This is a genomic window from Anaerosporobacter sp., from assembly GCF_965301125.1.
On sequence record NZ_CBDLAM010000040.1, the window covers coordinates 11,297 to 25,298 of the forward strand.

11 protein-coding genes are annotated in these 14,002 nt (G+C 34.2%); 1 reads left to right on the forward strand and 10 read right to left on the reverse strand.

Annotated features, from left to right (window positions below):
• Positions 1 to 325 precede the first annotated feature (325 nt).
• Positions 326 to 667, forward strand: a complete 342-nt coding sequence (locus ACW2QF_RS06440) for a hypothetical protein (protein WP_455715172.1) — start codon at positions 326 to 328, stop codon at positions 665 to 667.
• Between the two features lie 47 nt (positions 668 to 714).
• Here the strand turns inward: ACW2QF_RS06440 and truA are convergent, their stop codons facing one another.
• The 10 genes from truA to ACW2QF_RS06490 form a co-directional block, all read right to left on the reverse strand.
• Positions 715 to 1,494: a tRNA pseudouridine(38-40) synthase TruA gene (truA, locus tag ACW2QF_RS06445; protein WP_455715173.1), complete on the reverse strand. Its 780-nt coding sequence runs from the start codon at positions 1,492 to 1,494 to the stop codon at positions 715 to 717.
• A complete protein-coding gene (locus ACW2QF_RS06450; protein ID WP_455715174.1) occupies positions 1,487 to 2,698 on the reverse strand; it encodes an ABC transporter permease in 1,212 nt (403 codons plus the stop codon). Before ACW2QF_RS06450 ends, truA begins: the two co-directional genes overlap by 8 nt.
• 2 nt (positions 2,699 to 2,700) lie before the next feature.
• Positions 2,701 to 3,477 (reverse strand): ABC transporter ATP-binding protein, encoded by a 777-nt coding sequence (locus ACW2QF_RS06455; RefSeq protein WP_455715175.1) that lies wholly within the window; start codon positions 3,475 to 3,477, stop codon positions 2,701 to 2,703.
• Positions 3,478 to 3,491: 14 nt separating this feature from the next.
• The gene (locus tag ACW2QF_RS06460; protein ID WP_455715176.1) at positions 3,492 to 3,821 is read right to left on the reverse strand and encodes a PadR family transcriptional regulator; all 330 of its coding nucleotides are present in this window, start codon (positions 3,819 to 3,821) and stop codon (positions 3,492 to 3,494) included.
• Between the two features lie 805 nt (positions 3,822 to 4,626).
• Positions 4,627 to 5,679 carry a peptidylprolyl isomerase gene (locus tag ACW2QF_RS06465; RefSeq protein WP_455715177.1) on the reverse strand — a complete coding sequence of 351 codons (1,053 nt, stop codon included), beginning with the start codon at positions 5,677 to 5,679 and terminating at the stop codon, positions 4,627 to 4,629.
• Positions 5,680 to 5,730: 51 nt separating this feature from the next.
• A complete protein-coding gene (gene mfd / locus ACW2QF_RS06470; RefSeq protein ID WP_455715178.1) occupies positions 5,731 to 9,267 on the reverse strand; it encodes a transcription-repair coupling factor in 3,537 nt (1,178 codons plus the stop codon).
• Between the two features lie 73 nt (positions 9,268 to 9,340).
• The gene (gene pth, locus ACW2QF_RS06475) at positions 9,341 to 9,910 is read right to left on the reverse strand and encodes an aminoacyl-tRNA hydrolase (RefSeq protein WP_455715179.1); all 570 of its coding nucleotides are present in this window, start codon (positions 9,908 to 9,910) and stop codon (positions 9,341 to 9,343) included.
• 264 nt (positions 9,911 to 10,174) lie between these two features.
• Complete coding sequence (locus ACW2QF_RS06480) at positions 10,175 to 11,905, reverse strand: ABC transporter substrate-binding protein (protein WP_455715180.1); 1,731 nt, start codon at positions 11,903 to 11,905, stop codon at positions 10,175 to 10,177.
• 104 nt (positions 11,906 to 12,009) lie between these two features.
• Positions 12,010 to 12,903, reverse strand: coding sequence for a carbohydrate ABC transporter permease (locus ACW2QF_RS06485; RefSeq protein WP_455715181.1), 894 nt, complete (start codon positions 12,901 to 12,903; stop codon positions 12,010 to 12,012).
• Between the two features lie 9 nt (positions 12,904 to 12,912).
• Positions 12,913 to 13,863: an ABC transporter permease gene (locus ACW2QF_RS06490; protein WP_455715182.1), complete on the reverse strand. Its 951-nt coding sequence runs from the start codon at positions 13,861 to 13,863 to the stop codon at positions 12,913 to 12,915.
• Positions 13,864 to 14,002: the final 139 nt, after the last annotated feature.

Consider the following 14,002-nt stretch of genomic DNA (forward strand, 5'->3'; position numbering starts at 1 on the left):
ACTCAGTATAGCAGATATATTTATTTTAGTCAATATTGTCTATGTATTTTGGTTACATTTAGTCCTTATCACTTAATAGCAACGAAAATCTATGCTTTTATAGTATTTTTTTGTTAATTATATACAACCACTCAAATAATTAATTAAACTAATTTTTTTTCGTAACTATTCGAACTTTTCTCTTTATTATTTATTTTTACTTCTTCTAACCCAAGTTATATTACTTTTTCCTTTTCTTACATAAAATTTTCTTTTCTTTTTATTAATTTCGAATTATAATATTAAGATAAGGTCATAATATTATGTAAGAAAGGATGACAGTATTATGAAGAAATTTGGTAAATTTATAGCTGGAACACTTTCCTTAGCTGCTTTAGCAGGTGGTGTATTCTACTTCTTTAAAAATGTCGTTAACAAGGATTCTACTGATGATTTCGACGATTTCGATGATGATTTCGACGACATCGAAGATGACGATACAGATGATGATAGCGAAGAAGGCTCTTCTTCCGATTCAAGAGGTTATGTAACTCTAACTATGCCTGAAGCATCTGACTCATCAGACAATTCAAGCGAAATAGCTGACAGCGAAGAAGATAATTCCGAGGAAGAAACAGAAAAAGCTGAACAAGAGGCCTTTGAAGAAGAAACAACAGAAGAAGAATAATTGAAAGGGAGAATAACACGATAATTTATGTGTTATTCTCCCTTTTATTAATACTCTACTGATTTCAAAAACAATCCATGTGGTGGAACGGTAATACCGGCCAATCCTCGATCTTTATTCGCTAAAGCTTCTTTTACTGAATTCGTTTTTCTTTCACCCAGTCCCACTTCTATCAGCGTTCCTACTATAATCCGAACCATGTTATATAAGAAGCCATCTCCATGCAAACGAATTCTTAGCAGCTCCCCACTTCTATCTTCTTTACGATCTAACAAGAATCCCGTTTCTTCAATTTCTAGCTCATATAAGGTTCGAACGGTATCATCTTTTCCCCGATCTGTAGAGAATGAACGAAAATCATGTGTCCCTATTAGGTAAGCGGCCGCTTCCTTCATTGCTTCTATGTCAAGTTTCTTCTTAACATGATAGGCATATCTTCTTGTAAATACGTCCTCTCGCTCTCCATTATCTAAATAGTACTCATACACTTTACTTACGGCACTAAAACGACTATGGAACGAATCTGCTACCTGCTCCATCTTATATACAACCATATCCTCTGGCAAACGTGATTTCAGTGTATTATAGATGTCTTCAATTGTTAGTTTTGAATTCGTATAGAAATTTGCTACCTGATCAAATGCATGGACTCCAGCATCTGTCCTGCCGGAGCCCATTATTTTAATATCCTCATTTAACAAATCAGATAAACACATCTCTAGAAATCCTTGTATGGATAACTCTCTTTGTTTACCACCTAGGCGTTGCCACCCAAGATATCTTGTTCCGTCATATGAAACATGGAACTTTATATTTCTTCTATGCATTAAACATTACCTTTTCACTATTAAATGCTTTCACAATACCAGCAGTTATAATCAATCCTAATAATACCGTTCCACCTATTGCAGGTAAGAATTGAGACATTAGTAATTCTCCCTCCATAATGTTTTGGATACACAAGGCACTTCCGTATACTGGAATAGCAAACATTATTGTATCAGGCTTAGTATTTCCGCTAAACATTGTAATCATTCCAGCCACAATTACTAATATATACATTGGTGTAACATATGTATTCGCTTCCTTCATAGTTTTAGCAAATACAGAAACGATGGAAACTACAGCTACATATAGAAAAACTAGTGATAACATAATTAAAATTAATTGAACGATTTGTAAAGGTGACAAGGATACGCTGATTTCACTTGACACTTCTCCCATCATTTTTGGTAATGCAAATACCATACTAACTGCATAAATGATTGCTGATATGGAAGATAAAATTGCAATAGATATTAATTTACCAGTCACGATCTCAACTCTCTTAACAGGAGACACTAACATGCTAGCAAGCGTTCCTCTTTCCTTCTCTCCTGTAATCGCGTCTACTGCAATTGACATAACCCCAGCAAAGAGAAGCATTGTGATAAAGTAAGGTAACATCATACCAAGAGCTTTACCAGATGCTTTTTGTGTATCCATAAGTTGAGAAGCTTCCGTATCCAAGTCAATATTGAAGATAGTAATGTTATCTAAGTTTCCGATACGATCTGTAAGATAAACTTGTTTTAAAGGATCTAGTACTGTAGTTACGAAGTTAGTACGAGCTGTTGATGAGTAATCTTCTGATGGATTATAATACGTCTTTACTTCAGGAATCGTATTTCCTTCCTGATAATTAACAATTGAATCTTTAAATGATTCATCAAATACTACTAATAAATCATTTTCACCAGTTACGATATTGTCTTTTATCTCATCAAGAGTTGCATCTGCTTTAAGATATGTAATATCTGCTACAAATCCATTTGTATTAATAAAATCCTCAAGCCCCTCTGGTGCATTCTGTATATATACACTAGGAATATGAGAAACTACTTCATTTTCCATACTATCTGTTAGATTTCCCATCAAGAAAAACATTCCGACCATTAGTGCTACAGGTAATATGAATAAACTGAAGATTAATTTCTTATCGCCAAACACACGGTTTAGCTCTTTTTTGATAATTTCTCTTGCCCCTCTCATTCTTATTCCTCCTCCATATTATACTCTTTATATAATTCAAAGAACGCATCTTCTAAGTCTTTTGTATTCGTCTTGCTAAGTATCTCTTGTAACGTACCTTCAATTACCTTCTTACCTTTGATGATGATACCGATATTATCACATAATTTCTCTGCATCTGATAAGATGTGTGTTGATATAATTACTAATTTCCCTTCATCTCTTAATACTTTAAGGTAATCCGTAACGCTTCTTGCTGTTACAATATCAAGACCATTGGTCGGTTCATCGAAAATTACTACTTTAGGATCATGAACTAAACTTACTGCAATCGCCGCTTTTTGCTTCATACCAGTTGATAATTCTTCAATTCTCTTATCTTGAAATTCTGTAATACCGAAATATGTAAATAATTTTTCTCTTCTTTCGTTGATTTCTTCATCACTCATACCGTGCAAATGTCCAAAGAATTGGAACATATACTTTGCAGAAAAATGAGGGTCTAATTTTATTTCATTCGTTAAGAAAGCAATGTTTCCTCTAACTTTCTCTCCCTCTTTTACCGTATCAAAACCACATACTTTAACATCACCCTCTGTTGGTTTTAACAATGTTGCAACACAGCGAAGGGTTGTTGTTTTACCTGCTCCGTTTGGTCCAAGTAAACCATATATCTGTCCCGGCTTAGCAGTTAATGAGATATGATCTGCTGCCTTTTTCATATTCTTTTTTGTCTTTTGCTCCTGCATTTGCTTTTTGGATAACTTATAGATCTTGGTTAAATTATTAATCTCAATCATTATAATCCTCCTTCTTATTCATTACACTTTCCCATAACTTCAATTGCATTCTGTGTTAATTGGTGTAACCGCCTAACCTCACCTTGTAAAACTTCTATTCCCAAATCTGTTAATTTGTATAGTTTACGTCTATCTTCACTCCCCTCACTGGAATATTCAATAATGTATTCTTTTTTTAACAAATTGGTAAATGCACCATACATGGTACCTGCGCCAATTTTGACTCGGTCATGTGTTAGTGCAGCGGTTTCTTGCATTATAGCGTAACCATGGTTTGGTCCGTTAAAGAGGCAAAGTAAAATATAAAAATAACTTTCTGTTAATGGCTCACTAGCTTTTGCCATACAATTCCTCCTATCATCGCTACATTACCACGGCATACGAGTAATTTATATAACTCGTTATATCGACTAACGATATATTGATGTTACCACTAATGTAATATACTGTCAATATTAATATCTAGCTTTTGCAAGTTGTTATATACTCAATAAAGAAACCTCCCTTCCATCTTTATTATAGATGGAGGGAGGTTGAGATATAATTGTCTGAAGGCTACTTTAATTTTCCTTATATATTTTCCTGTATTTAACACTAAAATATCAACCTATATATTAAATTACAACATATTCGTATTATATTATAATTAAATAATAAAGGAGTACTTAATCCAAATAATAAAAGAGAAATAATTCTTACATTTTTTCTCTTTGGTAATACTATAAACAGCAGTATTATTGCTATAAAGTCAAACCATAATATGAAATTTTAATATTCTTCGATTCTCATGAGTCTATACATTTCATTACCCAAAAGTAAAATCGGAGTTATTACTCCTATAACCGCCAATGAGATTCGATCTTTTAATCTCAAATGAACTATATAACATAAAAATGGCGTAAAAATAGCTACAAAGCACCATAATGCAAAGTATTTCATAGGAAAATATCTGAATTTTACAGATTGAATAGTATAATATCCGATAATCATACTAATCATAAAAAGAATTGTATTGATTATACCTTCCTTAGTATTTTTACTATACTAAGCTCCTTGGGGATATTTTCTATATGCTCTATTCTCTATAGCCTTTGCTTATATCGCTATTCTGTTTATCTCTGCTGTCTAATTTAAGAGTCGTATATATACTTAGAATTTAATTTTTGCCCAATTATCTTGCTTAATCTTAACTTTATAATTCTCTAACCATTCTTTATACATCTTTTGGAAAGCTTCATCTTGTCTTTCGCTAATAATTTCTTCCTTCTTCTGTGCAGTTGCATCCTCATTGAAAGAGTCAGCGCAATATAAGATATAGTATCCTTCTTCATCCTCAATCACTTTACTAATCTTACCTTCTTTTAATGCAAATGCAGCATCAATATATGCATCACTCTTATCACCTTTACCAATGGTGTATTCAACTTGTGATACATCGCTATTACTTAGTGCAAATGTATAGAAATCTTCAGCTTTTTTAGCCTTCTTAAGAAGTTTCTTTGCCTTTTTAAGTGCTGCTTCTTTTTCTTCATCAGATAATGCGATATCCTCTCCATTCTTATCTTTAGATGCCGTAGAAACTTTTATTTGATATACAGTTACCTGTTTCGCTTCCTCATCGGAGATTGAAGTATCCACGTCCATAGTGGCTACATCGAAAACTTTTTCTGATAAATAGTTATCCTTACATACCCCAAGTACTGTATCGTAAGTAATCCCATAATCTTCCTTGTCTTCCGCAGAAATACCATTGAAATATTCATTAGCATAATTCTCAATCTCAATTAATTCATCATCTGTTAAAGTAGTATCAAGATTTTTTGCTTCTTGAGTCATAATTTTTAGTTGGATAATCTGATTTAAAACTTCTTCTCTTGCCATTTCACCAAATGTACTACCAGTTTCAAGTTTATAATCCCATATCACATTAGTAAAATTAGGCTCATACATATCTTTTAGTAAAAGTACATAAACCATAACTTCATTATAAGGGACTTTCACATCTCCAACCGTAAGTATTGTGGCATCTGTTTTTATGGTATCTGTTTTATCCCCTTCATCCTTTGATTCACTAGATTCTGAAGATGAATTTGATTTATTACCATCACCCGCTTTATTGTCTTTATTGCCAGAGCAAGCTGTGAATGTAAGCATAAATAATAGGGCTATAATACCAAGATATCTCGTTCTTCTGTTTCTCATCTTTACCTCCATAAGCACACGCTTTCTTTTAACCTTATTCCTCCAGGTTTTCTATAATTCAATAAGTTCTTGTAATTCCATTAGAATCTTCTTTAATACATCAAACAGTGAACTAACGTCAATTTTTCCTGTCTTTGATCGTTCTTTTATCTTCCATACAAAATATGGATTGGCATCTGGCACAAAGGTTAACTGTGGTTTGAACTTCTCTACAAAAGAAGGAATTCCTTGAACAGATATCTTTGCTTTGTTATACATTGCGATCTTCACTTCTAAATCCTTATGCGTAATTTGCGTAACAAAGGATTTGTGTGCGATTGCTTTTAATAAAGCAATATTTAATAGATTATTAACGGAATTCGGTATATCACCAAATCGGTCTAGCATCTCATCTTGCATATCGAGGAATTCATGCTCATTCTCTATCTCTGCTACGCGTTTATACATCTCAAGTTTTAAGAACTCATTACGTATATACGTTGATGGAATGAATGCATCTACATCTAGATCTACCGTTGTATCGAATGTATCTTCCTCATTTGTATCTCCTTTTAGTGCTTTAACTGCATCATTTAGCATCTTACAGTATAAGTCATATCCTACCGCTTCCATATGCCCATGTTGTTTTGCTCCTAGTAAATTACCAGCACCACGAATCTCTAAGTCTCTCATGGCAATCTTAAAACCTGAACCAAGTTCTGTGAACTCCTTGATAGCTTGTAATCTCTTCTCTGCAACTTCCTTAAGCATCTTATCTCTCTTATACATAAGAAATGCATAAGAAGTACGGTTTGATCTACCAACACGCCCACGTAGCTGGTATAACTGAGATAGACCTAATTTGTCTGCTTCATCAATAATCATCGTATTGGCGTTAGAGATATCAAGACCAGTTTCAATAATTGTCGTTGATACTAACACATCAATTTCACCATTGATATAGTCAAACATGATTTTCTCTAGTTCTCTCTCCTTCATCTGACCATGGGCGAAAGCTACATTAGCATCAGGTACTAATTTAGCTACCATGTTGGCCACTTCATCAATACCATTTACACGGTTATATACATAGTATACCTGGCCACCCCTAGCTAACTCACGGTTAATTGCCTCACGTATAATCTCTTCGTTATGCTCTAGGACATAGGTTTGTATTGGCATACGGTCTACAGGTGGTTCTTCTAACACACTCATATCACGAATACCGATTAAACTCATATGCATTGTTCTTGGAATTGGTGTAGCGGAAAGAGTAAGAACATCAACATCATTCTTCATCTGCTTAATCTTCTCTTTATGGGTAACTCCAAACCGCTGCTCTTCATCTACAATTAATAACCCCAGATTCTTAAATTGCACATCTTTTGATAATACACGATGTGTACCAATCAGTATGTCTACACTACCTTTCTTCACTCTCTCAGTAGTTTTCTTAAGCTCTGTAGCACTCTTAAATCTAGACATCATCTCAATACTAATTGGGAAATCCATCATACGCTGTACGAAAGTATTATAATGTTGTTGTGCAAGAATGGTAGTTGGAACTAAGAATACAACTTGCTTTCCATCTGATACCGCTTTGAATGCTGCACGAATAGCAACTTCGGTTTTCCCATATCCTACATCTCCACAGATTAGGCGGTCCATAATCTTCATACTTTCCATATCTGTTTTCGTTGCTTCAATTGCATTTAGCTGGTCATCTGTTTCCTCATATGGAAACATCTCCTCAAATTCCTGCTGCCATACGGTATCAGGTCCAAACTGATACCCTTGCTTTTCCTGACGCTTTGCATATAACTCAACTAATTCTTTGGCTATTTCCTTTACAGCACCCTTAACTTTTGTCTTAGTATTTTTCCACTCAACAGAATTTAACTTATTCAGCTTTGGTTTCTTCGCTTCAGAACCAGCGTATTTTTGTATCACATCTAAACCAGTTGCTAGAATGTATAAAACGCCACCTGCTGCATATTCAATCTTGATATAATCTTTCGTTACATGATCCACTTCAATCTTTTCAATTCCTCGGTAAATACCAAGTCCATGATTTTCATGAACAACATAGTCTCCTACATTAAGATCACTAAAGTTTTGTATCTTGCTACCTTCATAGGATTTCTTCTTACGGCGCTTCTTCTTCTCTGCACCGAAGATATCTCCTTCTGAGATTATAACTAATTTTATTAATGGATATTCAAAACCACGATGAACATAGCCACGTGCTACCATAATCTCACCTGGCTTCAATACTCGTTCTAAATCTTCACTATAGAACGCAATTAATTCATTTTCAACCAAATCCTCACTTAGTCTTCTTGCCCTAGTGCTGGAACTTGATAATAATATTACTCGATACCCTTTGCTCTTCCATTTCTTAAGGTCCTCAACGAGGATATCAAAGTTGTTGTTATATGGATTTACTGATTTTACACTAAAATCATACTTTCTTTTGCATGTAAATGACGAAAGTTTATAATCCATTGTACTAAGTAACACCGACTTCATCGTATTAAACTTAGCAATGATACTCTTATAAGGGAAGATTACATCAACCTGACTAGGTAAAATATAGCCTTTCTCTATTCTACCAATCATACCTTCACGGAATTCAAGGTCGACAGCTTCTCCCTTTTCAATTAATCGGTTTGGTTCGTCTAGGAAGATAACCGAATTCTGATTTGCAAAATAATCAAATAAAGAAACCGTATTATCATAGAAATATTTGATATAACTATCAATACCAATCGCACCGTTATAAGTTTCTAAGCTTTCTTTAAACTCTTCAACAATTTGCTTGATTCTATGTGCTTCTTCAGTCTTCATCTGAGAACGTAAGGCATTCACATACTCCTTCGTTTCCTCATCAATCTTTTGTACACCATCTCTCATAACTTGTTCATCTAAGATGATTTCAGCAGCAGGATAAATCGCTACCGATTCCACATTCTCTATGGAACGTTGGCTACTAATATCAAACATACGAATGGTGTCTACTTCGTCATCCCATAATTCAATACGATATGGGCACTCTTCTGTTAGTGGAAATATATCGATAATTCCACCACGTATAGCAAACTCACCTGGACCTCCGACCTGTCCACATCTCTCATACCCTAGATGTACTAACTCCACTTTTAATTTCTCTAGATCAATGGTAGTTGCCACTTCTATGGTCAAGATTCTTTTCTTAATATATTCAAGAGGAAGAATACGATCAAGTCCTGCATCTATCGTTGTAATAATCGTAGCTTCCTCTGCTTCAATCAATTGTTTTAATACAATCAAACGATCTTTTACTATGGCATTTCCTCTAATATCTGCACTATAGAAAATAACATCCTTTGCAGGATACAACCATACATTCTTAGAGTATAATTTATAGTCCTCAAAGATTTCTTTTGCCTTTAAATCATTATATGTTATAATCAGTTTCCATTTGTAATTCTTACTAAGACCACTGATTAAATGACATTTTTGAGAATCAATACAACCTGCTACATGGATTGGTGTCTCCTTCAGTGTAAGATCTTGTCTAATACTATTGTATTCCTTTAATTCTTCTAAAGGTTCCATGAAAGTCTTCATGATTAATCCCACCTATATCTTCTTATTATAAAAAATGTAGCTGCAAGCTACTCAGTCTTAAATCTTCTTCTAGTTACTTCTTCTTATTATAAACGTTCATTGCACTAGTAATACCTTCTGTAATTATGCTTTTGCATGCTTCTGAGACATCTGCCAGCGCTTCTCTTATAATAGGTTGCTCTTCATTATTAAATCTACCAAGTACATAATCAGCTAAATCCCAATCCTTAGGTTTGTCGCCAACGCCCACTTTAATACGTGGGAATTCTTCAGTTCCTAAATGTGCAATGATATTTTTAATCCCATTATGACCACCAGCACTACCTTTTTTACGTATTCTTAATTGTCCTACATCTAAGCTAATATCATCATAAATTACAATTAATTCTTCTGTAGGATCTATCTTATAAAAGTCAACTAATTCGCGCACGCTTTCCCCACTCAGATTCATATACGTCTGAGGCATCGCAAGAATGACCTTTTGTCCCTCAATATAGCCTGTTCCACAAATCGCTTTGTGTTTTTTCATATCCATTGAGATATCATAATCGTCTGCTAATCTAGTAATTGCATCAAAGCCAATATTGTGTCTAGTAGCAGTATATTCTCTCGTTGGATTTCCTAGTCCTACTATTATAAACATTATTAAAACCTCTCTATCTTAATGGTGGATTGTCTCCTATAATCATTATCTATCTAAATGGATAGAAAGATACACAAAAATGAATGCATTCTTAAATAAATAGATATTTTAGCCACACTTAATGGGTAAGCATTTGTTTAAAACGCTTACCCATCTAATTTTACCATATTTTTTTACTAATTACTACTATCGATTTTATTAAGAATACCCTAATATATAATTATTGTAATGTGTTATGAGTAACCTTTATTAATAATCTATGTTTTAGTTGCCTGAAGACCAAAATGAAACTTGTTTTTGAATTAATTCTGTTAACAATGCATTTGCTTTATCCACGCCTGCATCTTTAAAATCTTTTTGCATCTTATCCCATGCAGAGTCAAATTCACCTTCTTTAGCCATTACACAGGAGATGAGTCCTGTCCAGGCAATTTCATCGAGTTTCGTACCATACGCATTAAATTCATCTGTTAAGTTTTGCTTATAAACTGGTGCATAATTAGGAATCTCAAATTCACTTGCTTGAGGGAATATATCTATTAATAAGTCAACATCCCATGCTTTTGTTGCCTTTTTTTGTGCTTCCGTATAGTTAGCTATAATTGCTTCTTTTGAGTTTGTAGTATATGGTGATCCTGTAGGGTCAATTACACCATCTCCGTGGATTGGCCATGGATAGTTATGAATTCCAATACCAGTTTTGTATTTATATTCAGCATCTTCCTGTGATTTCTTGATTTCTTCATCTGTTCTATATCTATGACCTTCATCATCAATGAAATAGTTTACATCTTGGATTCCCCAATTGATAAGAACCTGTGCTTCGTCCGTACATAGCCAATCTAAGAATTTGATAGCTCTTACTGGATCTTTACATTCTTTCGTGATACCGATTCCCCAACCAACAGTAAGACCTTGACTCATTAAGGATGCACATTTTTGATCTTCACTCATCGTTACAGGAAGTCCGCAATATGTTCTATCTGATTTTCCGTCTGCTCTTAATACTGTCTCTGCATCTCTATAATCCCAGTCAGCGTCTAATAAGCCAAGTACACGTCCTGTAGAAATCTTAGCAATATAATCATCATGTGTTTGTGTTGCAAAGTCTGGATCTAATACTCCCTCAAGATACATACGATTTAACCACTCAAAATATTCTTTTTGACCATCTGCTGCATGCTTATATGTCGCTTGATAATTATTTGCATCATCAACAAGCCATTGTCCATTATCTGGCGAAGCATTTGCAATAAATCCAGAAGGATTTGCTAAAGTAATCATCCAGTGCCAATCTGCACATGATAAAGTAAGTCCAATCGTATCTTGCCCATCAATCTGAGGATTAGCAGCCATATAGTCTTTAATCATCTTTTCGTACTGATCTAATGTCTTTGGAATTTCGTAGTTATTTGCTTCTAAAACAGCAAACTGTAACTGAGCTGTACCACTTGCAGTATATGCAGTCTGACCAACACCTGCACTACAAAGTTGGTAAATAGAAGGATCCTCCTCTGTATAACGTAATTTTTTATATTCATCTCCATATAAAGCTTTAATATGTGGTCCATATTGATCAATTAGATCTGACATATCGATTAAAGCTCCTGCCGAAATAAGAGCATCTACATCATCTTTTGCAAAAATAAGGTCTGGATATTCCTCTGAAGCAATCATAAGAGGAATTCTCTGATCATCACCATCAACAGGGTAATCCATTTTAATTGATACTCCTGTTTGTTTTGTTATTTCCTCTGCAACAGGATCTGTCCATGGGTCTTCCTTCGTACCATCGGCATTATAGAATGAAAATGTTATTGGTTCTAATGTCTCTTCTTGTTCTGCATCATTTCCTTTTGTAGCCCCATCATCATTTGCTGTCTTTGTTGTTTCTTTGGACTTATTCGAATCCGATTTCTTACACGCTGATAACATAGTTGTTATCATACACATTACAAGTAACATTGCAACAATTCTTCTTTTCTTTACCTTCATAACTTTCCCCCTAAACTTTGTTTTTTACTACTTTACGTGACAACCTTCATAACACATCTATATATTAACGATTACATACGAAGTAATCATAATATATCCCCTATTTAGTCCTTTACAGCTCCTAAAGTTAATCCACCTACAAAGTATTTTTGTAAGAATGGATATACTATAACAATGGGAACCGTAGCAATTATCGTAATTGCCATACGTATTGACTGTGGTGTCACAGTGGCTGCTGCTGCATTCAAGTTTGAATCATGTATATCCGTAACCTTAATACTGCTATCATTTAACACCTCATATAGTACATATTGTAATGTCTTCAACTTTCTTGCATAGATATAGGTATCCATAAAGGAATTCCACTGTTGTACCGCAATGTATAGAGCAACCGTTGCTATAACGGGCTTACATAGAGGAAGAATAATCTTATACCAGATACGAAAATCTGATGCTCCGTCAATCCTAGCAGATTCTTGTAGTGCCTCTGGAAGTCCTTCAATAAAAGACCTCATTAATATCAGATAAAATACTCCAATCAGTCCAGGAATAATATAGACAGAGAGTTTGTTTGTCATACCTAATGTTCTTCCAACCAATAAATAATCCGGTATTAAACCTCCGCTAACATACATAGTAACAACGAACATAACTGTAAATAATTTATTAAAATAAAAGTCTTTTCTACTTAATACATACGCAAGCATCGCTGTACAAAGCGTACCGATCACCGTTCCAACAATCGTTCTTACAAGAGACATACCTAGCGGTGATATTAGATTCTTCTTTTCAAAAATATATTTGTAATTTTCTAATGAAAATTTACGAGGGATAATGAAATTGGCCCCCCTTAGTGTATCCATTGAATCGTTAAATGAAATTGCCAAAACATTTACAAAAGGATACAATGTAACGAATATCAGTACTGCAAAGAAAATTACTAAAAATACATCAAAGCCAGTAAATCTGTCTAATTTGCTTTTTCTTGTTTTCTTCATAACTTCCTCCTATACCAACTTACTTTCGCTGAATTTACCTGCTACTTTGTTTGCTACAAATAATAGAACTAAACTAATAACAGATTGGAATACACCAACAGCAGTACCAAATCCATAATTATTGTTCCCAATACCAAAACGATATGCGTACCAAGATATTACATCTGCATAGTCTTGAACAATACCATTCCCAAGTAACATCTGACGTTCCATACTAGCATTAAGGGCTCCACCTATACTCATTATTACAAGTACAATAATTGTAGGTCGAATTCCTGGTAATGTAATATGCCACATTCTACGGAATCTACCTGCCCCATCAACTTTTGCAGCTTCATATAATCCCTGATCGATTCCCGTCATGGCCGACAGATAAATAATGGCATCCCAACCAGTTTCTTTCCATATGTTAACAATACATATAACCACCCAGAATAACGGTCCATTGGTAGTCATGAACTTAATTGGTTCAGCACCGACTTTTCCCAACGCTTCATTTAAAACACCCGAATCCCCCAATACCATTTTTGCGATACTCGCAATAATAACCCACGAAACAAAATGAGGTAGATAGGATATTGTCTGTGTTAATTTTTTGAAACGATGCATACGAAGTTCATTTAATAAGAGTGCAAAACCAACTGAAGTAATAAAACCTAATACAATTCCTATTAAGCTAATTCCAATTGTGTTTCGCAATGCATCAAAAAATTCAGAATCATGTAATAAAGCCTTGAAATGGTCAAATCCGACCCATGTTCTCTCCCATATTGATAAAGCAAACGTCTTAGGTCTTACATCTTGAAAAGCCATGGTCCAACCCCACAACGGTATGTATTTGAATATAATCAACCAAATTACAAACGGAACTGACATTAGTAGCAGGTACCTTTGCTTATACATTAATCTAAAACTAAATTTCTGCTTATATATTCTGGTTCCTTCCTTTTTCTTACTCATTTCCTTTCCCCCTTCGTAATCATGTAGTAATTATAAATTATAATTATTAAACAAAATACCCACCATTCTTTAACAAAAAACTGTACTTTTTTTACTATGTTAATTAATAAAATTTCTATGATGGTAATATCTTTGATAT